We start from the raw sequence: 20984 nt of genomic DNA, 5'->3' as shown, positions 1-20984 counted from the left end.
GCGTTTGAGGCGGCAGCGGGACGCACTCTCAAATCCCTTCGCCGGTATTAGCCGGATCAGGTTCGACGGGTATACTCTCAGCTTGCGCGCCGGCTAACGCTATGCCGGACGCTTCGCACCCCGTTGAGAACAAATGCAAGTGTAATGGTTTTATCCCTGGCTTAACAGCCTGTCTTACGTGTCTTATGTGTCTTATGTGTCTTGCGGGTCTTGCGGGTCTTGCGGGTCCGGCGGGGCGAACCAGGCGGATTTGAAATCAAACCATCCCAGCGTATTCATCCTGACCCCGCGCATGCTGCGCTGGCCCTGTAGAATCAGCCAATGATGGAACAGCGGGTGCAGGCGATGGCCGGTGATAAGCGATTGGCACCATTGCGCCATGGACAGGCCCTTGCCGCGCCATTTCTCCAGCGCGTCGCTAAGGTCGGCCGGCAGGCAATGATGCATCAGCGGCATCTCGTAAAAGCTGGCGAACAGGGAATAATCCAGCGGCAGGTAAAAATTAGCGCTGCCGAGCCATAAATCGCTCTCGGCCTCACCGTTATGCCAGGCGGCATAATCCACGGTATTGATCACCAGCGCGATGTCCTGCCGGGCCAGCACCGCACCGAGCGCGCGGCAAAGATCATCGAATTCCGAATGGGCGCGATAAACCGTCAGGGTGATGCTGCGCAGCCCCGCGGGTCTTGGCCGCGGTTGCGCGACCCTGCTATGGCGCCAGCGCGGCAGGATACCGTAGGCCGGCGACCAGTAATGCTGGTAGGCCGATCCCGCCTCGGTCAGCATGGCGATGGGATCGATATTTTCACTCAGCCAGCGGCGGGTATCATCGTTTTGCATCAGCGGCGAACGGGCATCAAACAGCAGGAAATAGCAGCCTTCCTCCAGCCGGGTTTCCAATTGACCCGGGGTGCTGTTATCCGCCTGGAGCTGGACGCCGGAATAGCTCAGCTCGGCGGTGAGTTCCGGCAAGATCCAGATATTCACTTCATCAATCAGTGCGCGATAGCCGAAATAATCATCAAAGGCGCGAATCTTCAATAAGCTTTCCCGGTTGTCGATCACCGCATAGGGTCCGGTGCCGACGGGACGGCGGACGAAGTCCGGCATCGTCTCCCATTCCTGCGGCAAAATCATGGCCGGCACGCTGCCCAATAGCCAGGGCAGCCAGTCGTCCGCGGCGGTCAGGGCGACATCAACGGTATTGGGGATGGCGGACGAGACAGCTTTTATATGGCAAAACAGCGGATTTCCCCGCAGGCGCAGCAGCGAGCTGCACACATCCTGCGGCGTCAGTTCCCGCCCATGATGAAAATGGATCGCCGGACGCAGGTAAAAGCGCCATAACAACGGCGAAATTTGCTGCCAATGATGGGCGAGGTCCGCTTCCAGTTCCCCATTTTCCTCATTTATTTTGGTCAGGCCGCTGAAAATCTGCCGCACGATGTGGTTCTCAGAACGCCGCAAAGGACTGCCGGGCAGCAGGTTCAGCAGCGGGCGATAATACAGTACCCGCAATATGTGCTTGCCCTGGCGGAAGCTGCGGCCCAGATGGGAAAGCAGCATCTGGCGTACCCTGTCCTTATCGCCCACCAGTTGGACCAACTGCTCGATGCGATCCTGCTCCAGCAGATCCTCCGCCCGCTGCTGTTGCAACGCCAGGCCGGTATAGTGAAAGGTCAGCTGCGAGCGCTTGCCGCGCCCGGCTGTCGCCTGCCACTGCAGCCAGCCCATTTCCTGCATGGTTTTCAGCAGCGTACGCACATGCCGGCGCGTACAGCTCAGCGCCTGCGCCAGTTCGTTCAGGGTGGTTTCCTGTGTCTTGCCCTGGCAGCTTTGCCACAGGCGGATAAATTGTTGCTGCAGGCGTGGCGAGGACATAAAAGAGGAACACTCCTTAAAAAGTCATCTGTTTTTCTTCCGGTATCTTAAGCCGATACTGGTCGTGTCGAAAGGGCAGAATAGGGATTGTAACGATGAAAATAGCCAATTTGCGCCGGTTTTATCAGCATTATTTTATCGCCATCTGCGGGCGCGGCGTGATCCGTCCCGACAGGGGCCGCAGCGGACAGCGCATGGCGCTGTTGTTACAGGTAACCCAATGGCATACGGATTCACTGTCCGAGCAGGAATACCGGGAGTGGATGTGATGTCTCGTGGCGGGGGGTGATATAAAAGTCCTGCGGTATTTTCGCTTGCCGTAAGTTTGGTTTTATATGTTGAGCCGGGCGCTGGCAAGCGACAAGGGGATGGCAGTCGCGCCATCCCCTTGACCCCGCGCTCCCGGCAGATCGCGCGCCGCAAGCGGTACCTTCCTGCGCCGGATCCACCTTTTCGCACCGGCCCGTACGCGCTCCCGGCGCGAACGGGCCTCTCGCCGCGTCCAGCGGCTCGTGCCGGTGGAACCGGCTCCGTCAGCGCGCTCAATGCCGGCCAAAGGGCCGCTCCCCTTATCACCGGCGTTCACATTCCAGGCATTTAAGTTACCGGCGTACAAATTCCCGGCATTTAAGTTACCGGCGTACAAATTCCCGGCGTTCAAATAAAGACTTTTTAATTACAGACGTTGGTTTTGACGTTGTACCGGCATAAAGTGCGCTGGCGGCACAATGCCCGGCTGGATGAGCCGCCGGGAGCGGCGAAAGCTAAGGGTCGCGCCGGGAGCGCGTCCCGTGCGGTCCATAAGACGGGATATTGTGACGCCAGGGACCGCGCAGCGGCGCACGATCTGCCGGAAGCCGGGAGTCAAGAGGGATGGGCTAGCATCCCTCTTGTCGCTTGCCTGCACCAGGCAACAGGGAACGCCGCTGCTAGCGGCAAGAGAAACCTGCTCCCAGCGTACCCACGCCGTCGCCAGCAATCGACACTTAGTGCAAAAACGCCGGCTGGCTCGCCTCATAATCCGCAATCGCGCCTTCATGCTGCAACGTCAGTCCGATACTGTCCAGCCCGTTGATCATGCAATGCTTGCGAAACGCATCGATCTCGAACGGATAGCTCTTCTCGCCGGCAATGACCCGCTGGTGTTCCAAATCCACCGTGAAGGTGATGCCTTCATTGGCCGCGACCAGGAGGAACAGTTCATCCACCTGCTGCGGCGACAACGTAATGGGCAGCAGTTGGCTGTTAAAGCTGTTGCCGTAAAAAATATCGGCAAAGCTTGGCGCGATGATCGCCTGAAAGCCGTAATCGGCCAACGCCCAAGGCGCATGTTCACGCGACGAGCCGCAGCCGAAGTTTTCCCGCGCCAGTAAAATGCTGGCGCCGCGAAAGCGCGGTTTATTCAGCACAAAGTCGGGATTGGGCACCTTGCCGGCGTCGTCGAGAAAACGCCAGTCGTTAAACAGATGCTGGCCGAAACCGGTGCGGGTGACCTTTTGTAAAAACTGTTTCGGAATAATGGCGTCGGTATCCACGTTAGCGGCATCCAACGGCGCCACCAGCCCGGTATGTTGGGTAAATTTTGCCATAAAACTGTCTCCTTAATTCAATTCGCGAATGTCGGCAAAATGACCGGTAACCGCCGCCGCCGCCGCCATGGCCGGACTGACCAGATGAGTTCTGCCGCCGCGACCCTGGCGCCCTTCGAAATTACGATTGCTGGTGGATGCGCAACGCTCGCCTGGGTTAAGACGATCGTTATTCATGGCCAGGCACATGGAGCAGCCGGGTAAACGCCATTCAAAGCCGGCGTCCAAAAAGATTTTGTCCAGGCCTTCGGCTTCCGCCTGGGCCTTGACCGGTCCGGAACCCGGCACCACGATGGCCTGTACGCCGGTGGCGACGCGGCGCCCCTTGGCTACGGCGGCGGCCGCGCGTAAATCCTCGATGCGCGAGTTGGTGCAGGAACCGATAAACACTTTATCGATAGCCACGTCGGTCAGGCGGATGCCGGGCTGCAAATCCATATAAGCCAGCGCCTTGGCGGCGGAGTTGCGTTCCGCCGGATCGCTGAACGAGTCGGGCGACGGGATTATCTGGTTAATGGCAATCACCTGACCCGGATTGGTACCCCAGGTGACCTGCGGAGCGATATCGTCGGCGCGCAGGGTGACCACGCTATCGAAGACCGCGTCGTCGTCGGACTTCAGGGTATTCCAGTAGGCGACCGCCTGCAGCCAGTTATCGCTTTTCGGCGCGAACTGGCGGCCCTGCAGATAGGCGTAAGTCGTGTCGTCCGGCGCCACCAGACCGGCCTTGGCGCCCATTTCTATCGCCATATTGCACAGCGTCATGCGGCCTTCCATGCTCAGGGAGGTGATCGCCTCGCCGCAGAATTCCACCACATGGCCGGTACCGCCGGCGGAGCCGGTTTTACCGATGACCGCCAGCACGATATCCTTGGCGGTAATGCCGGGGGCGGCGCGGCCGGTAACCTCAATCTTCATGGTCTTGGCCCGGCCCTGTTTCAGGGTCTGGGTGGCCAGCACGTGCTCCACTTCCGAGGTGCCGATGCCGAAGGCCAGCGCGCCGAAGGCGCCGTGGGTGGCGGTATGGGAATCGCCGCAGACGATGGTCATGCCCGGCAGCGTCATGCCCTGCTCGGGACCGATCACATGTACGATGCCCTGGTAGGGATGGTTCAGGTCATACAGCTGGACGCCGAATTCCGCGCAGTTTTTTATCAGTTCCTGCATCTGGATACGGGCCATCTCGCCGCTGGCGTTAATGTCCCTGGTTTGGGTGGAGACATTATGGTCCATGGTGGCAAAGGTTTTTGACGGCTGGCGCACGGGACGGCCCATGGCGCGCAGGCCGTCGAACGCCTGCGGCGACGTCACCTCATGCACCAGGTGACGATCGATATACAATAAAGGCGTTTCTTCCGGCGCTTCGTAGACGACGTGCGCATCATATAATTTTTGATATAACGACTTGCCCATACTCTTCATGCCCCCTGGGTAATATAACCGGCGATAATACTGCCCATCTCATCGGTGCCGACCGCGGCGCCGCTGCCTGCCAGATCGGCGGTACGGTGTCCGGCTTCCAGCGCCTGGTTGACCGCCCGTTCAACGGCGGCGGCGGCTTCATCCAGGCCCAGGCTGTAGCGCAGCAACAGCGCGGTGGACAGGATTTGCGCCACCGGGTTGGCCAGGTTCTTGCCGGCGATATCCGGCGCCGAACCGCCCGCGGGCTCGTAGAGACCGAAGCCTTGTTCATTGAGGCTGGCGGAGGGCAGCATGCCCATCGAGCCGGTGATCATGGCGCATTCATCGGACAGGATGTCGCCGAACAGATTGGAGCACAGCAGCACGTCAAACTGGGACGGGTCCTTGATCAACTGCATGGTGGCGTTATCAATATATAAATGCGCCAACGCCACGTCCGGATAATCCTGGGCGATTTCAGTGACGATTTCGCGCCACATAATCGAGCTTTGCAGCACGTTGGCTTTATCGATCGAGGTCACTTTGCCGCGGCGCTTGCGGGCGGATTCAAAGGCGATGCGGGCGATGCGCTCGATTTCAAAGCGGTGGTAGACCTCGGTATCGAACGCGCGCTCATGCATGCCGCTGCCTTCCCTGCCTTTCGGCTGGCCGAAATAGATGCCGCCGGTCAGCTCGCGTACGCACAGGATATCAAACCCGCGGGCGGCGATATCGGCACGCAGCGGACAGAAATCCTCCAGACCCGGATACAGCCGCGCCGGACGCAGGTTGCTGAACAGTTTGAAGTGTTTACGCAGCGGCAACAGCGCGCCGCGCTCCGGCTGCTGGGCCGGCGGCAAGTGTTCCCATTTCGGGCCGCCCACCGAGCCGAACAAAATGGCGTCGGCCTGCTCGCAGCCGTTGACCGTGGCGGCGGGCAGCGGACTGCCGTGGCGATCGATGGCGGCGCCGCCGACGTCGTATTCGCTGGTGGTGATGCGTACGTCAAAATGCTGGCGCACGGCGGTTAAAATTTTGTAGGCCTGCGCCATGACTTCAGGGCCAATGCCGTCGCCCGGCAAAACCGCTATATGATATGTCTTGCTCATGTTCACACCGTTTCCTGGTAATCCCGTTTATTGTTTTGCCCTTGCAGACGCTGCAGTTCGATTTCGACCTGCCGCGCGCGCCAGATATTGTTCATCACGTGTATCATTGCCTTGGCCGAGGATTCGATGATATCGGTGGTCAGGCCGACCCCGTGGAAGCGGCGGCCGTGATAATCCACCACGATATCCACCTGGCCCAGCGCGTCGCGGCCGTGGCCTTTTGCGGTCAGCTGATATTTCTGCAGCGTGATGGGATAGTCGGTGATCCGGTTCAGCGCCTGGTAGACCGCGTCCACCGGACCATTGCCGGTTGCCGCTTCGGATTTGGTTTCCTCGCCGCACACCAGCTTAACCGACGCCGTGGCCATATCGTTGGAGCCGGACTGGACGCTGAAATAGTCCAGGCGGAAATGTTCGGGTTCTTCCTGCTGCTTGCTGATAAACGCCAGCGCCTCCAGGTCGTAATCGAATACCTGGCCTTTTTTGTCCGCCAGCTTGACGAAGGCGGCATACAGTTCGTCCAGATTATAATCCTGTTCCTGGTAGCCCATTTCCTGCATGCGATGCTTCACCGCCGCCCGGCCGGAACGCGAGGTCAGGTTTAACTGCACTTCCTTCAGACCGATGGTTTCCGGCGTCATGATTTCGTAGTTCTGGCGGTTCTTCAGCACGCCGTCCTGATGGATGCCGGAGGAGTGGGCAAAGGCGTTGGACCCCACCACCGCCTTGTTGGCCGGGATGGGCATATTGCACAGCTGGCTGACAATCTGGCTGGTACGGTAGATTTCCTGATGATTGATATTGGTGTGCACGCCCAGGATATCGGCGCGCACTTTAATCGCCATGATCACTTCTTCCAGCGCGGTGTTGCCGGCGCGCTCGCCGATGCCGTTCAGGGTGCCTTCGACCTGCCGGGCGCCGGCCTGCACCGCGGCGATGGAATTGCCGGTCGCCATGCCCAGATCGTCGTGGCAATGCACCGAGATAATGGCTTTATCAATATTGGGCACGCGTTCATACAGGGAGGTGATGATGCCGCCGAACTGCACCGGGGTGGTGTAGCCGACGGTATCGGGAATATTGATGGTGCGGGCGCCGGCGTTAATCGCCGCTTCGACGATACGGCACAGGTTATCGATCGGGGTCCTGCCGGCGTCTTCGCAAGAGAATTCCACATCGTCGGTGTAGTTGCGCGCGCGTTTGACCGACTGCACCGCCATCTCCATCACCTGTTCGAAGCTGCGCTTGAGCTTGGATTCAATATGCAGCGTGGAGGTCGCCAGGAACACATGGATGCGGAACGCCTCGGCGACGCGCAAGGCTTCGGCGGCCACATCGATATCTTTTTCCACGCAGCGGGCCAGGCCGCAAACCCGGCTGTTCTTGATTTGACGGGCAATGGTCTGGACCGACTCAAAGTCGCCGGGAGAGGACACCGGGAAACCCACTTCCATTACATCGATGCCCATTCTTTCCAGAGCCAGGGCGATTTGCAGTTTCTCTTTCACACTCAGGCTGGCCTGCAATGCTTGTTCACCGTCGCGCAGCGTGGTATCAAAAATTATAACTTGTTGGCTCATGATTAATCCTATCTTCGTTTTTGGACGCGGTTTCTGGGCACGTTGCGCGGGCAAAAAAAAACCCGCGCCATGCGCGGGTTCTTTATCTGGGACGTATGAGTCAGCTCTGAACTCCGTGTACCAGCGTACCGCGCATCGACAGTGCGAGTAGTAGTAGGCCTAGTAGACGGAAAGAAGCGAACATGTTAGAGCGGCGTCCCAGTTCATGAATGAGTCATTGTATTTATTGGTACAGGATTCATTGGCGGGTGTCAACCATTCATACGCAATGCTTATCACCGCGCGCATTTCGCGGTTAATCCATGCAAATGTTAAGATGCTGTAATTATCCCGTCCAGCAGCGCGGTGGGTTTTGTGCCGCGTTAAAAGCAGTGTTTTATAGCGTTAATCTCGAGATCGGTAGCGTAAAAATTATTAGCGCCGCCGCGGTGCTGATTTTTGCTATTTGCCTGCCTTATCATCTGGCGTTATCGTTACCGGTCATAAATTAATAACAAAAATATTTCAGGGGCAGCTTTTCCCATCCCTGTGCCAAGCGACAGCGGCCTGTTGCTGCTGCGAAGAACCTACGTAAGCCTGGAGGCAAACCCATGGAGATGTTGTCAGGAGCCGAGATGGTCGTCCGATCGTTAATCGACCAGGGCGTGAAGCATATATTCGGTTATCCCGGCGGGGCCGTGCTGGACATCTACGATGCGCTGCATACGGTAGGCGGGATCGATCATATCCTGGTGCGTCACGAGCAGGGCGCGGTGCATATGGCCGACGGCTATGCGCGCGCCACCGGCAAGGTGGGCGTGGTGCTGGTGACCTCCGGCCCGGGCGCCACCAATGCCGTGACCGGCATTGCCACCGCCTATATGGATTCCATTCCCCTGGTGGTGATTTCCGGCCAGGTGGCCAGTTCGCTTATCGGTTTCGACGCTTTTCAGGAATGCGATATGGTAGGGATTTCCCGCCCGGTGGTGAAACACAGCTTTTTGGTGAAGAAAACCGAAGATATCCCCGGCATCCTGAAAAAAGCCTTTTACCTTGCCGCCACCGGCCGTCCCGGCCCGGTGGTGATTGACGTGCCCAAGGATATCGTTAATCCGGCCAATAAATTTCCCTATCTTTACCCGGACTCGGTATCGCTGCGTTCCTATAATCCGACGGTACAGGGCCATAAAGGGCAAATACGCCGCGCGCTGCAAACCCTGCTGGCCGCCGAGCGTCCGGTTATCTATACCGGCGGCGGGGCGATAACCGCCGGTTGCCATCAGGAGCTGCGTCTGCTGGCCGAAAAACTCAATATACCGGTGACCAGTTCTTTGATGGGATTGGGCAGTTTCCCGGGTACACATCGCCAGAGCCTGGGCATGCTGGGGATGCACGGCACTTATGAAGCCAATATGGCGATGCATCGCGCCGATGTGATTTTTGCAGTCGGGGTGCGTTTTGACGATCGCACCACGAATAATTTATTAAAATACTGTCCGGATGCCACGGTGCTGCATATCGATATCGATCCGGCCTCGATTTCCAAAACCGTTACGGCGGACGTGCCCATCGTCGGCGACGCCCGCCAGGTGCTGGTGCAAATGCTGGATCAGTTGGAGCAGGGCGAGAATACGCAGCAGTTCGACGCGTTGCGCGACTGGTGGCAGGATATCGAACAGTGGCGCGCCCGCCATTGCCTGGACTACGATCACCGCAGCGGCAAGATCAAGCCGCAGGCGGTGATCGAAACCTTGTTCCGCCTGACCGGCGGCAAGGCGTATGTGACTTCGGATGTCGGCCAGCATCAGATGTTCGCCGCGCTCTATTATCAATTTGACCAGCCGCGCCACTGGATTAACTCCGGCGGCCTGGGCACCATGGGCTTCGGGTTGCCCGCCGCGCTTGGCGTGAAGTTGGCGCTGCCCGACGAAACGGTGATTTGTATTACCGGCGACGGGAGTATCCAGATGAATATTCAGGAGCTGTCCACGGCGCTGCAATATGATCTGCCGGTGGTGGTGGTGAGTCTGAACAATCGTTATCTGGGTATGGTGAAGCAGTGGCAGGATATGATCTATTCCGGCCGTCATTCCCAGTCCTATATGGAATCGCTGCCGGATTTCGTCAAGCTGGCGGAAGCCTACGGCCATGTGGGCATTTCCATCCAGTCGCCGGATGAGCTGGAAAGCAAGCTGGCCCAGGCGCTGGCGCAAAAGAATCGTCTGGTGTTCGTGGATGTGATGGTTGACGGTACGGAACATGTCTATCCCATGCAGATTCGGGGCGGCGGCATGGACGAAATGTGGTTAAGCAAAACGGAGAGGACCTGATCATGCGCCGGATTTTATCAGTATTGCTGGAAAACGAGTCGGGCGCGTTATCGCGGGTGATCGGGTTGTTTGCCCAGCGCGGTTACAATATCGAGAGCCTGACCGTGGCGCCGACCGACGATCCCACGTTGTCGCGCATGACCATCCAGACCATGGGCGACGCCAAGGTGCTGGAGCAAATCGAGAAACAGCTGCATAAGCTGGTGGATGTGCTGCGCGTGAGCGAGCTTGGGCAAGGGCAGGGTACTCATGTCGAGCGGGAAATCATGTTGGTGAAGGTGCAGGCCGAGGGCGGCGCGCGCGAGGAAGTGAAGCGCTGCGCCGATATTTTCCGCGGGCAGATCGTGGATGTGACCTCGTCGCTGTATACCGTTCAGCTGGCGGGGACCAGCGATAAGCTGGATGCTTTTTTGTCCACTATTCGCGACGTGGGCAGTATCGTCGAAGTGGCCCGGTCAGGGATCGTCGGGCTGGCGCGCGGCGATAAGGTGATGCGCTGAGCATCGAGTCGTAGGGGCGCTCTCCCTTTAACACGCTTTATGCGGCATCGGTGATGGCGGGCATAGCCTGCCATGGGGCCCCGGTCGGGCGGGCACACCACGCCCGATTCAACCCCATCGGCATGCTCTCCCTTTAACAGGTTTTATGCGGCATCGGTGATGGCGGGCATAGCCTGCCATGGGGCCTCGGTCGGGCGGGCACACCACGCCCGATTCAACCCCATCGGCATGCTCTCCCTTTAACAGGTTTTATGCGGCATCGGTGATGGCGGGCATAGCCTGCCATGGGGCCCCGGTCGGGCGGGCACACCACGCCCGATTCAACCCCATCGGCATGCTCTCCCTTTAACAGGTTTTATGCGGCATCGGTGATGGCGGGCATAGCCTGCCATGGGGCCTCGGTCGGGCGGGCACACCACGCCCGATTCAACCCCATCGGCATGCTCTCCCTTGAACACGCCTGCTTTAAGTTCGGCGTTGGCGGGCCTAGCGCACCATGGGGCGCTCGGTCGGGCGGGAAAAGCACGCCCGATTCGACCCCCATTGGCACGCATTCCCTTGAACACGTCTGCTTTACGTTTGGTGTTGGCACGCTCTTCCTTGAACAAAACGGTTTATGCTTTGTGTACCGCCATTTCCCCGCCTTACTCGCGCGTCTATTCGCTTCTTGGCGTTTTATGCTGATAAAAGTTGTAGCATAATGATATACCCCGATGAGAATATGGATATATTGGGTCACTGTTAAATCTTTCAGCGCAAAGGAGTCTCTGTGAAACTGGATGAAATCGCGCGCCTGGCAGGCGTTTCGCGCACAACCGCCAGTTATGTGATCAACGGTAAAGCGAAACAATACCGCGTTAGCGATAAAACCGTGGAAAAGGTGATGGCGGTGGTTCGGGAACATAACTACCATCCCAACGCGGTTGCCGCCGGTCTCAGGGCAGGGAGGACGCGTTCCATCGGCCTGGTGATACCCGATCTGGAGAATACCAGCTATACCCGCATCGCCAACTATCTGGAGCGCCAGGCGCGCCAGCGCGGCTATCAGTTGCTGATCGCCTGTTCCGAGGATCAGCCGGATAATGAAATGCGCTGCATTGAACATCTGCTGCAACGGCAGGTGGACGCCATTATCGTTTCCACGGCCTTGCCGCCGGAACATCCATTTTACCAGCGCTGGGCCACCGATCCTTTTCCTATTATCGCCCTCGATCGCGCGCTTGATCCCGATCATTTTATCAGCGTGGTGGGCGCGGATCAGGATGATGCGGAAATGTTGTCGCGGGAACTGCGCAGTTTTCACGGCGCGTCGGTTTTGTATTTAGGCGCTTTGCCCGAGCTGTCGGTGAGTTTCCTGCGCGAGCAGGGCTTCAGGCGCGGATGGGAAGGCGACGCCAGGCAGCCTGATTTCCTGTATGCCAATAGTTATGAGCGCTCGTCTTCGGCGGCGTTGTTCAGCCAGTATCTGGAGAGCCATGACATGCCGCAGGCGATTTTTACCACGTCGTTTTCCCTGCTGCAGGGCGTGATGGACGTGACATTAAAGCGTAGCGGCAGGCTGCCGCCCGATTTGGCGATCGCCACTTTCGGCGATAATGAACTGCTGGATTTCCTGGAGTGTCCGGTGCTGGCGGTGGCGCAGCGTCATCGTGAGGTGGCGGAGCGGGTGCTGGAACTGGTGCTGGCAAGCCTGGACGAGCCGCACAGGCCGAAACCGGGATTGACCCGTATCAGGCGCAGCCTGTTTCGCCGCGGCTCGCTCAGCCGCGCCTGAGGGCCTTGCCCGCCCTCGCCCGCAAGATGGTTAAGCCCGGTGACGCCGGGCTGTCGGGTTCCGGCCCGGCGCCAATGCTGCCGGACCGGGTTTGCGGGGTAAATCAGTTAACATAGCCTTTCACGTGGAACAGCCGGCGGCAATACTCAAGAAAATAGCCATATGCCACGCCCAGAATCATCGACCCTACCGCATTGGACGTGACCGCCGTCAAAATCTGTTGTGAATCCGCGCCGACCGCCAGCAGGATCAGGACATACACCGGCGATTGAAAACTGACATAGGCCAGCAAATCGGCAATGTTACGCGCCCAGAACCGGTTCGGGCCGTGACGGCGCGCCAATCTCAGCACCGCATCGCGATACTGGCCGAACGGCCAGGCAATGACAATGTTGACCGGAACGGAAAGCAATCTGGAGGATAAGGATTGTTGAAGTGTCATGCCGGACAGCAACACCTCAATAAACATCCCCGCGATAAAGCAATACACCACCAAAGCAAATGTGTCAGCCGCAGCCATGCGCAGACGAGATGAGCGCGAAAACATAACGGGTAGCTCCAAAGGAAAAAGGTCGCCGGGTGATGCGTTTACGCATCGGTGATAGTGTTTTGTGGTGTGTATTCTATGTGGCATAGAGTACATCACTGGATGTAAGTAGTTAACTAGCTAATAGTTTTTATTTCAATCATATGAGCAGCTCCTTATGCTTAATTTCCAGCGTTGATGTTCACGTTAAGCTATTTCATTCGGCCTGGAAACTTTAATGATTTATTTTCAATAAGTTATGTAGCGGTCGTTGGCGGAAGGTTTGGATTTGGCGGCAACTGTTCGCGAAATAAATGACAGTGAGCCAATTTTTACAGGCAAAATTTGTGTTAGGAATATTCTGGATTGGCTAATTAAGCTGGACATTCATAAATAAAATTGCGGATAAAATCGCCAGTTTTATCGGTAAATAAAAGTAAAGACCACATTATTAATGTCGGCGCATCTTTATATTTCAAAGCCTGTTTAGGATGGCTTGCGCGACGGCAATTATAAAAAAATTGCGCTAAAACAAATGCACCGCCGTCCAGGCCGATCTGGCGATTGAGCGAGGCGCCGCGGTAAGCGTATAATCGGCGCCGGCGACCCGACGCTCCCTCAGGCGGCTTGGTCTGGGTTTATATCAAAAAATTGCTAATTTTTAATCGAAACACCGCATTTATGAATATCATGATGTTATTAGTGTACTTTTTTGCCCCTCTGCAACTAATTCCCGTCAGAGTTTCTTAATTGATGCATAAATAATCCCATTCTTGCTCGTTAGTAGCTTGACAATGTTTTAATACCATTCGTACACTCTTTTGCGTGGGAATAAGTGGGGTTTCGTGGTGAAAAGGGTTTTTCGGGGGTAAATCGACATATGTTCCGTGGGGCAACGTTGGTTAATCTCGACAGTAAAGGCAGGCTAGCCGTGCCAACCCGCTACAGGGAAAAGCTGATCGAGGAAACGGATGGATTGATGGTGTGTACCATCGACCTCCACCAACCATGCCTGTTGCTTTATCCCCTGCCGGAATGGGAAGTGATTGAACAGAAGCTTTCCCGTCTGTCGAGCATGAACCCCGCCGAACGCCGAGTGCAGCGCCTGTTGTTGGGACATGCCAGCGAATGCCAGATGGATGGCGCCGGGCGGCTGCTTATTGCGCAAACATTACGGCTCCACGCCGGACTTACCAAAGAAGTGATGCTGGTTGGACAATTCAATAAATTTGAATTGTGGGATGAACAGACCTGGTATCAACAAGTCAAGGATGATATCGACGCTGAACTGTCGGCGCAGGAACCACTCTCTGTGCGACTACAAGACTTGTCACTATAGCTATGGCAGAAACTTATCAACATACCACCGTCTTGCTGGATGAAGCGGTTAACGGCCTGAACCTGCGCCCCAATGGCATTTACATTGACGGCACGTTCGGTCGCGGTGGTCATTCGCGCCTGATCCTGTCCCAATTGGGGGCGGAGGGACAACTGCTGGCTATTGATCGCGATCCCCAGGCCATTGAAGCCGCCCGCGCCATAGACGACCCCCGGTTCAGCGTTATCCACGGCCCGTTTTCCGCCATCGCGGACTATATGTCCGAGCGCGGGCTGACCGGCCGCGTGGACGGCATCCTGCTTGATTTGGGCGTGTCGTCGCCGCAGCTTGACGATCCGCTGCGCGGGTTTTCCTTTATGCGCGACGGTCCGCTGGATATGCGCATGGATACCTCCCGCGGGCTGTCCGCCGCCGAGTGGCTGGCCAAGGCCGGCGCCGACGATATCGCCTGGGTGTTAAAGACCTTCGGCGAAGAGCGCTTTGCCAAACGCATCGCCGAGGCCATCGTGGAAAAAAGCAAGCAGTCGCCGATGACGCGCACCCATGAACTGGCCGAGCTTATCGTTAACGCCAGCCCGTTTCGTGAAAAGCATAAGCATCCGGCGACCCGCAGCTTCCAGGCGATCCGCATTTATATCAATAGCGAGCTGGAAGAACTCGAACGGGCGCTGGATAGCGCCCTTGGCGTATTGGCGCCCGGCGGGCGCCTGTCGGTCATCAGCTTTCACTCGCTGGAAGATCGGCTGGTCAAACGTTTTATCCGCGACCATAGCCGCGGACCCCGGGTGCCTGCGCGCATGCCGTTGACCGAAGCGCAGATCGCCGAGCAGGGCGGCCAGGCGCAGCTTAAGCCGGTGGGCAAAATGCAGCCGTCGGAGCGGGAAGTGGCGGATAACCCGCGCGCGCGCAGCTCGGTGTTACGTTTTGCCGAGAGGCTGCCGTCATGATCGGCGGCGAACGGCACGGCCTGGTCGGCATTATCGGCGGCGATCTGCTGCGCCAGGGGAAAATCCCGTTTATTTTGCTGGTCGCCGTACTGGTGTCCGCGATTCTGGTGGTGACGACCACCCATGAAACGCGGCGCCTGACCGCCCAGCGCGAGCAACTGGTCCTGGAACGGGACGCGCTGGATATCGAATGGCGCAACCTGATCCTGGAGGAAAACGCCCTGGGCGACCATAGCCGGGTCGAACGTTTCGCCACGGAAAAACTGATGATGCAGCATGTGGATCCTTCACAGGAAAATATTGTGGTTCAACCTTAACGCAACCGGATAACTAAACATTTAATGAAAGCCGCGCGAGCGATAAAATTGAAACGCTATGTAGATCAGGCCAGCTTTGTCAGCTGGCGTTTTGCGTTGTTGTGCGGCTGTATTTTACTTGCGTTGCTGGGTCTGGTTTTTCGCGTGGGCTACTTGCAGGTTATCAATCCGGACATGCTGGTGCGCGAGGGCGATATGCGGTCGCTGCGTGTGCAGGAAGTGCCCACCGCGCGCGGCATGATAAGCGACCGTGCCGGGCGCCCCCTGGCGGTCAGCGTGCCGGTCAACGCCATTTGGGCCGACCCGAAAGAAGTGAACGAACATGGCGGCATCACCGTCGACAGCCGCTGGAAGGCGCTGTCCGACGCGTTATCCATCCCCCTCGATCAGATGTCCTCGCGCATTAACGCCAATCCCAAGGGACGCTTTGTTTACCTGGCGCGTCAGGTCAATCCGGCCATTGGCGACTATATCCACAAGCTGAAGCTGCCCGGTATTTATTTGCGCCAGGAGTCGCGGCGTTACTATCCGGCGGGGCAAGTTACCGCCCACCTGATCGGTTTTACCAATATCGACAGCCAGGGCATCGAAGGGGTGGAAAAAAGCTTCGACCGCTGGCTGACCGGCCAGCCCGGCGAGCGCACGGTGCGCAAAGACCGCTTCGGCAGGGTGATCGAGGATATCTCCACCGTCGATAGCCAGGCGGCGCATAACCTGGTCCTCAGTATCGACGAACGGCTCCAGGCGGTGGTCTACCGGGAATTGAACAACGCGGTGGCCTTTAATAAAGCCGAGTCGGGCACCGCGGTGCTGGTGGATGTCAACACCGGCGAGGTTCTGGCGATGGCCAACAGCCCTTCCTATAACCCTAATAACCTGAGCGGGACGACCAAGGACGTGATGCGCAACCGCGCCATCACCGATATTTTCGAACCGGGTTCCACGGTGAAGCCGATGGTGGTAATGACCGCCTTGCAGCGCGGCGTTATCAAGGAAAATAGCGTACTCAATACCGTGCCTTATTACATCAACGGCCATGAGATCAAAGACGTGGCCCGTTATGCTGAGCTGACCCTGACCGGGGTTTTGCAAAAATCGAGTAACGTCGGCGTTTCCAAGCTGGCGTTAGCGATGCCCTCCTCGGCGCTGGTAGATACCTACTCGCGTTTTGGCCTGGGTAAGGCGACCAATTTGGGGTTGGTCGGAGAAAGCAGTGGCTTATTTCCCCATAAACAACGGTGGTCTGACATAGAGAGGGCCACCTTCTCTTTCGGCTACGGGCTAATGGTAACGCCGTTACAGTTAGCGCGGGTCTATGCCACGGTCGGCAGCCTGGGCATTTTGCGCCCGCTGTCGATTACCAAGGTCGATCCGCCGGTGGCGGGCGAGCGTGTATTCCCCGAGACCCTGGTGCGCACCGTGGTGCATATGATGGAAAGCGTCGCGCTGCCCGGCGGCGGCGGCACCAAGGCCGCCATCAAAGGCTATCGCATCGCCATCAAGACCGGCACCGCGAAAAAGGTCGGTCCCGACGGACAATACATCAATAAATACATCGCCTATACCGCGGGCGTGGCGCCGGCCAGCCAGCCCCGCTTCGCGCTGGTGGTGGTTATCAACGATCCGCAGGCCGGCAAATACTACGGCGGCGCCGTATCCGCGCCGGTGTTCGGCGCCATTATGGGCGGCGTATTGCGAACGATGAACGTGGAACCGGATGCTCTTCAGACCGGAGATAAAAATGACATGGTAACTAATCGAAAAGAGGGATCAGGTGACCGATCGTAATTTGCGCGAATTGCTCGCTCCGTGGGTGCCCCAGGCGCCGGAGCGCGCGCTCAGGGAAATGACGCTGGACAGCCGCACGGCGGCTGCCGGGGATCTGTTTGTGGCCGTAGCCGGCCATAAAGCGGACGGGCGCAGCTATATTTCCCAGGCTATTGCGCAAGGTGTTGCCGCCGTGGTGGCGGAAGCCGACGGCGAGGCCGCGGATGGCGAGCTGCGCGAGCAGCATGGCGTCCCGGTTATCTACCTTGCCGGACTGAACGCGCGGTTATCGGCCCTGGCCGGCCGTTTTTACGGCCAGCCGTCGCAGGCGCTACGGCTGGCCGGCGTCACCGGCACCAACGGTAAAACCACCACCACCCACCTGCTGGCGCAATGGGCGCAGCTGATGGGTGACACGAGCGCCGTCATGGGCACCGTGGGCAACGGTTTATTCGGCCAGGTCGTCCCGGCGGAAAATACCACCGGCTCGGCCGTTGATGTGCAGCAGACGCTGTATCAGCTACATCAGCAGGGCGCGGAGTTCGCCGCCATGGAAGTCTCTTCCCATGGCCTGGTGCAGCACCGGGTGGCCGATGTGCATTTCGCCGCCGCCGCGTTTACCAACCTGAGCCGCGATCACCTGGATTACCATGGCGATATGGCCCATTACGAAGCGGCTAAATGGCAGCTGTTCGCCAGCCCTAATGTGGCGCAGCGCATTATCAACGCCGACGACGAGGTGGGCCGGCGCTGGCTGGCCCGGCTGCCTGAGGCGGTGGCGGTATCCGTCAGCCAGCGCCTGCCGTCGCCCTTGCCCGCCCGTTGGCTGCAGGCCACCCGGGTGCAGTATCACGCCACCGGCGTGGAAATCCAGTTTGATTCCAGCTGGGGCGGCGGGCAAATCCGCAGCCGGCTGATTGGCGAGTTTAATGTCAGCAACCTGCTGTTGGCCTTTGCCACCCTGCTGGCGCTGGGCTATCCGCTGGCTGAACTGGCCCGCAAAGCGGGGCAGTTACAGTCGGTAAACGGCCGTATGGAAGTATTTCATGCCGCCGGCAAACCTACGGTGGTGGTGGACTACGCCCATACGCCGGATGCGCTGGAAAAGGCGCTGGCGGCGGCCAGGCAGCACTGCCACGGTAAACTGTGGTGCGTGTTCGGCTGCGGCGGCGATCGTGATAAAGGTAAGCGCCCGCTGATGGGCGGCATCGCCGAACAATACGCCGATCGGGTGGTGATCACCGATGACAATCCACGCGGCGAGGCGCCGATGGCCATCATCAACGATATCCTGGCGGGGCTGCTGAATGCGGGCGGCGCCACGGTGATCCCGGGCCGGGCCGAAGCGGTAACCAGCGCCGTGATGCAGGCCGGCGAGCAGGACGTGGTGCTGGTGGCGGGCAAGGGCCATGAGGATTACCAACTGATCGGCAAGCAACGCCTGGATTACTCCGATCGTACCACCGTGGCGCGTTTATTGGGGGCGCTCGCATGATTAGCGTATCCCTCGCAACGCTGGCCCCGGTGCTGAACGCGGAATTTATCGGCGCGGACAGCGCGTTGGACAGCGTTATCAGCGCCGTATCCACCGATTCGCGCGCCGTGGCGCCGTCCGGTTTATTCGTGGCGCTCAAGGGCGAGACGTTCGATGCCCATGATTTTGCGCGGCAGGCTATTGCCGGCGGGGCTATCGCCCTGCTGGTGAGTAAGCGCTTACCGGTGGACGTGCCCCAACTGCTGGTGGCCGATACCCGCCGCGCCCTGGGATTGCTGGGCGCCTGGGTGCGCAGCCAGGTGCCCGCGCGGGTCGTGGCCCTGACCGGCTCGTCCGGCAAGACGTCGGTCAAGGAAATGACCGCCGCCATCCTGCGCCAGTGCGGACGGGTGTTATATACCGACGGCAATTTCAACAATGACATCGGCGTGCCGCTGACGCTGCTGCGCCTGACGCCCGCGGATGATTTTGCGGTTATCGAGCTTGGCGCCAACCATATCGGCGAAATCGCCTATACCACCGATCTGGTCAGGCCGGAAACGGCGCTGGTAAACAACCTGTCCGCCGCGCATCTGGCGGGTTTCGGTTCGCTGAGCGGCGTGGCGCAGGCCAAAGGCGAAATTTTCGGCAGTCTGCCGCCCCAGGGCCGGGCCATTATCAATGCCGATAGCCACGATTGGCCGCACTGGCAGGCGCTGCTGCAGCATAAGCAGGTATGGCGCTTCTCGCCGCAGGCGGGCGACGCGGTGGATTTTTACGCCAGCGACGTTTGCGCTACCCAGGGCGGAGTCGATTTTACGCTGCATTGCCCGTTGGGCGAATGCCGGGTGAAACTCCCCTTGCCGGGGCGCCATAACGTGGCGAACGCGCTGGCGGCCAGCGCGCTGGCGCTGTCGGTCGGCGCCACCCTTGAAGCCGTGGTTCTCGGCCTGGCGCAGCTGAGCGCCGTGCCGGGCCGGCTGTTTCCCATTACGTTGGGCCAGGGCCGGTTGTTGCTCGACGACAGCTATAACGCCAACGTCGGCTCGATGACCGCCGCGGCGCAGGTTTTGGCCGACATGCCGGGTTACCGGGTGATGGTGGTGGGCGATATGGCCGAGCTGGGCGACGGGGAAGAAGAATGCCATCGCCAGGTGGGCGACGCCATACGTATGGCGGGCATTGACAAAGTTTTAAGCGTCGGCAGGCTGAGCCAGGCAATAAGCGAAGCCAGCGGCCGAGGCGAACATTTCCAGGATAAAGCGTCGCTGACTTCCCGTCTGACGCAGTTACTGTCTGAACATGCGGTAATTACCCTATTAGTCAAAGGTTCACGTAGTTCCGCAATGGAGCAGGTAGTGCGCGCGTTACAGGAGAAAGCAACATGTTAGTTTGGCTGGCCGAACATTTGGTCCAATTTTATTCGGGCTTTAACGTCTTTTCGTATTTGACGTTCCGCGCCATCGTCAGCCTGCTGACCGCGTTATTTATTTCGCTGTGGATGGGACCGCATCTGATCGCCTGGCTGCAAAAATTGCAAATCGGCCAGGTGGTGCGCAGCGACGGACCGGAGTCGCATTTCAGCAAACGCGGCACTCCCACCATGGGCGGGCTGATGATTTTAACCTCCATCACCATTTCGGTGCTGATGTGGGCTTACCCGTCGAATCCGTATGTATGGTGCGTGCTGTTTGTGCTGCTGGGTTACGGCGTGGTCGGATTTATCGATGACTACCGCAAGGTGGTGCGCAAGGATACCAAGGGACTGATTGCCCGCTGGAAGTATTTCTGGCAGTCGATCATCGCCATTGCGGTGGCGTTTACCATGTACCAGGTGGGCAAAGGGACGCCGGCCACCCAACTGGTGGTGCCGTTTTTCAAGGACATCATGCCCCAGCTCGGGCTGCTGTATGTCCTGCTGGCCTACTTCGTCATCGTCGGCACCAGCAACGCGGTAAACCTGACCGACGGGCTGGACGGCCTGGCGATCATGCCGACGGTGTTTGTCGCCGCCGGGCTGGCGCTGGTGGCCTGGGCCACCGGGAATATGAATTTCGCCAACTATCTGCATATCCCCTATATCCGTTACGCGGGGGAACTGGTGATAGTCTGTACCGCCATCGTCGGCGCCGGGTTGGGTTTTTTATGGTTTAACACCTACCCGGCCCAGGTATTTATGGGCGATGTCGGCTCACTGGCGCTGGGCGGGGCGCTTGGCACCATTGCGGTACTGTTGCGCCAGGAGTTCCTGCTGGTGATCATGGGCGGCGTGTTTGTCATGGAGACCATGTCGGTGATCCTGCAGGTGGGGTCGTTTAAACTGCGCGGCCAGCGGATTTTCCGCATGGCGCCGATTCATCATCATTATGAGCTGAAAGGCTGGCCGGAACCGCGCGTGATCGTGCGCTTTTGGATAATCTCGCTGATGCTGGTCCTGATTGGACTGGCGACGCTGAAGGTGCGGTAACTAT

17 protein-coding genes and 1 riboswitch are annotated in these 20984 nt (G+C 58.6%); of the genes, 11 read left to right on the top strand and 6 right to left on the bottom strand.

The window, feature by feature from the left end; genetic code table 11:
- Positions 1-15: 15 nt before the first annotated feature.
- A riboswitch (TPP riboswitch) is annotated at positions 16-133 on the bottom strand.
- A 59-nt stretch (positions 134-192) separates the two neighbouring features.
- On the bottom strand, positions 193-1881 hold the full coding sequence (gene sgrR / locus ACL2XN_RS13050; protein ID WP_413730933.1) for an HTH-type transcriptional regulator SgrR: 1689 nt from the start codon (positions 1879-1881) through the stop codon (positions 193-195).
- 95 nt (positions 1882-1976) lie between these two features.
- On the opposite strand from sgrR, the gene sgrT reads away from it, so the two are divergent.
- On the top strand, positions 1977-2150 hold the full coding sequence (gene sgrT / locus ACL2XN_RS13045) for a glucose uptake inhibitor SgrT (protein ID WP_413727152.1): 174 nt from the start codon (positions 1977-1979) through the stop codon (positions 2148-2150).
- Positions 2151-2867: 717 nt separating this feature from the next.
- Here sgrT and leuD read toward each other — a convergent pair.
- From leuD to leuA, 4 genes are read right to left on the bottom strand one after another with little or no spacing between them, the layout of a single operon-like run.
- Positions 2868-3470 (bottom strand): 3-isopropylmalate dehydratase small subunit, encoded by a 603-nt coding sequence (leuD, locus tag ACL2XN_RS13040; RefSeq protein ID WP_413722136.1) that lies wholly within the window; start codon positions 3468-3470, stop codon positions 2868-2870.
- A 12-nt stretch (positions 3471-3482) separates the two neighbouring features.
- A complete protein-coding gene (gene leuC / locus ACL2XN_RS13035; RefSeq protein WP_413722137.1) occupies positions 3483-4883 on the bottom strand; it encodes a 3-isopropylmalate dehydratase large subunit in 1401 nt (466 codons plus the stop codon).
- Positions 4884-4888: 5 nt separating this feature from the next.
- Positions 4889-5980: a 3-isopropylmalate dehydrogenase gene (gene leuB, locus ACL2XN_RS13030; protein WP_413730932.1), complete on the bottom strand. Its 1092-nt coding sequence runs from the start codon at positions 5978-5980 to the stop codon at positions 4889-4891.
- 2 nt (positions 5981-5982) lie between these two features.
- Complete coding sequence (leuA, locus tag ACL2XN_RS13025; RefSeq protein ID WP_410016428.1) at positions 5983-7560, bottom strand: 2-isopropylmalate synthase; 1578 nt, start codon at positions 7558-7560, stop codon at positions 5983-5985.
- Between the two features lie 590 nt (positions 7561-8150).
- On the opposite strand from leuA, the gene ilvI reads away from it, so the two are divergent.
- From ilvI to cra, 3 genes are all read left to right on the top strand, one after another.
- Entirely contained in the window at positions 8151-9869 is a 1719-nt protein-coding gene (gene ilvI, locus ACL2XN_RS13020) for an acetolactate synthase 3 large subunit (RefSeq protein WP_413727151.1), read from the top strand.
- 2 nt (positions 9870-9871) lie between these two features.
- Positions 9872-10369, top strand: coding sequence for an acetolactate synthase small subunit (ilvN, locus tag ACL2XN_RS13015; protein WP_410016426.1), 498 nt, complete (start codon positions 9872-9874; stop codon positions 10367-10369).
- A gap of 769 nt (positions 10370-11138) precedes the next feature.
- Positions 11139-12143, top strand: a complete 1005-nt coding sequence (gene cra, locus ACL2XN_RS13010; protein WP_410016424.1) for a catabolite repressor/activator — start codon at positions 11139-11141, stop codon at positions 12141-12143.
- A gap of 103 nt (positions 12144-12246) precedes the next feature.
- Here the strand turns inward: cra and ACL2XN_RS13005 are convergent, their stop codons facing one another.
- Positions 12247-12690 carry an L-alanine exporter AlaE gene (locus ACL2XN_RS13005; RefSeq protein WP_410016423.1) on the bottom strand — a complete coding sequence of 148 codons (444 nt, stop codon included), beginning with the start codon at positions 12688-12690 and terminating at the stop codon, positions 12247-12249.
- Between the two features lie 859 nt (positions 12691-13549).
- On the opposite strand from ACL2XN_RS13005, the gene mraZ reads away from it, so the two are divergent.
- The 7 genes from mraZ to mraY are packed head-to-tail and all read left to right on the top strand — an operon-like array spanning position 13550 to position 20980.
- Positions 13550-14008, top strand: a complete 459-nt coding sequence (gene mraZ / locus ACL2XN_RS13000; RefSeq protein WP_413722139.1) for a division/cell wall cluster transcriptional repressor MraZ — start codon at positions 13550-13552, stop codon at positions 14006-14008.
- 2 nt (positions 14009-14010) lie between these two features.
- Positions 14011-14955 (top strand): 16S rRNA (cytosine(1402)-N(4))-methyltransferase RsmH, encoded by a 945-nt coding sequence (gene rsmH / locus ACL2XN_RS12995; RefSeq protein WP_413722140.1) that lies wholly within the window; start codon positions 14011-14013, stop codon positions 14953-14955.
- Positions 14952-15272 carry a cell division protein FtsL gene (gene ftsL, locus ACL2XN_RS12990; RefSeq protein WP_410016421.1) on the top strand — a complete coding sequence of 107 codons (321 nt, stop codon included), beginning with the start codon at positions 14952-14954 and terminating at the stop codon, positions 15270-15272. The genes rsmH and ftsL overlap by 4 nt, the downstream gene beginning before the upstream one ends.
- A 24-nt stretch (positions 15273-15296) precedes the next feature.
- On the top strand, positions 15297-17060 hold the full coding sequence (locus ACL2XN_RS12985; protein WP_410016420.1) for a peptidoglycan glycosyltransferase FtsI: 1764 nt from the start codon (positions 15297-15299) through the stop codon (positions 17058-17060).
- Positions 17047-18534, top strand: coding sequence for a UDP-N-acetylmuramoyl-L-alanyl-D-glutamate--2,6-diaminopimelate ligase (gene murE, locus ACL2XN_RS12980; protein ID WP_413722141.1), 1488 nt, complete (start codon positions 17047-17049; stop codon positions 18532-18534). The genes ACL2XN_RS12985 and murE overlap by 14 nt, the downstream gene beginning before the upstream one ends.
- Positions 18531-19904 carry a UDP-N-acetylmuramoyl-tripeptide--D-alanyl-D-alanine ligase gene (murF, locus tag ACL2XN_RS12975; RefSeq protein WP_413722142.1) on the top strand — a complete coding sequence of 458 codons (1374 nt, stop codon included), beginning with the start codon at positions 18531-18533 and terminating at the stop codon, positions 19902-19904. The genes murE and murF overlap by 4 nt, the downstream gene beginning before the upstream one ends.
- Complete coding sequence (gene mraY / locus ACL2XN_RS12970) at positions 19898-20980, top strand: phospho-N-acetylmuramoyl-pentapeptide-transferase (protein ID WP_410016417.1); 1083 nt, start codon at positions 19898-19900, stop codon at positions 20978-20980. Before murF ends, mraY begins: the two co-directional genes overlap by 7 nt.
- The last annotated feature ends 4 nt before the right edge of the window (positions 20981-20984 follow it).

This window comes from Sodalis sp. RH22 (assembly GCF_047324165.1).
In the GTDB taxonomy this organism is placed as follows: Bacteria; Pseudomonadota; Gammaproteobacteria; order Enterobacterales; family Enterobacteriaceae; genus Acerihabitans.
Note: the sequence above shows the minus strand (reverse complement) of the source record. Positions and strands in the feature narration are given on the sequence as shown.

Coding starts and splice junctions, on each gene's coding strand:
- mraY (WP_410016417.1), top strand. CDS start 19,898: ATGTTAGTTTGGCTGGCCGAACATTTGGTCCAATTTTATTCGGGCTTT.
- leuA (WP_410016428.1), bottom strand. CDS start 7,560: ATGAGCCAACAAGTTATAATTTTTGATACCACGCTGCGCGACGGTGAA.
- rsmH (WP_413722140.1), top strand. CDS start 14,011: ATGGCAGAAACTTATCAACATACCACCGTCTTGCTGGATGAAGCGGTT.
- mraZ (WP_413722139.1), top strand. CDS start 13,550: ATGTTCCGTGGGGCAACGTTGGTTAATCTCGACAGTAAAGGCAGGCTA.
- leuD (WP_413722136.1), bottom strand. CDS start 3,470: ATGGCAAAATTTACCCAACATACCGGGCTGGTGGCGCCGTTGGATGCC.
- sgrT (WP_413727152.1), top strand. CDS start 1,977: ATGAAAATAGCCAATTTGCGCCGGTTTTATCAGCATTATTTTATCGCC.
- leuC (WP_413722137.1), bottom strand. CDS start 4,883: ATGGGCAAGTCGTTATATCAAAAATTATATGATGCGCACGTCGTCTAC.
- ftsL (WP_410016421.1), top strand. CDS start 14,952: ATGATCGGCGGCGAACGGCACGGCCTGGTCGGCATTATCGGCGGCGAT.
- ilvI (WP_413727151.1), top strand. CDS start 8,151: ATGGAGATGTTGTCAGGAGCCGAGATGGTCGTCCGATCGTTAATCGAC.
- murF (WP_413722142.1), top strand. CDS start 18,531: ATGATTAGCGTATCCCTCGCAACGCTGGCCCCGGTGCTGAACGCGGAA.
- sgrR (WP_413730933.1), bottom strand. CDS start 1,881: ATGTCCTCGCCACGCCTGCAGCAACAATTTATCCGCCTGTGGCAAAGC.
- ilvN (WP_410016426.1), top strand. CDS start 9,872: ATGCGCCGGATTTTATCAGTATTGCTGGAAAACGAGTCGGGCGCGTTA.
- ACL2XN_RS13005 (WP_410016423.1), bottom strand. CDS start 12,690: ATGTTTTCGCGCTCATCTCGTCTGCGCATGGCTGCGGCTGACACATTT.
- ACL2XN_RS12985 (WP_410016420.1), top strand. CDS start 15,297: ATGAAAGCCGCGCGAGCGATAAAATTGAAACGCTATGTAGATCAGGCC.
- leuB (WP_413730932.1), bottom strand. CDS start 5,980: ATGAGCAAGACATATCATATAGCGGTTTTGCCGGGCGACGGCATTGGC.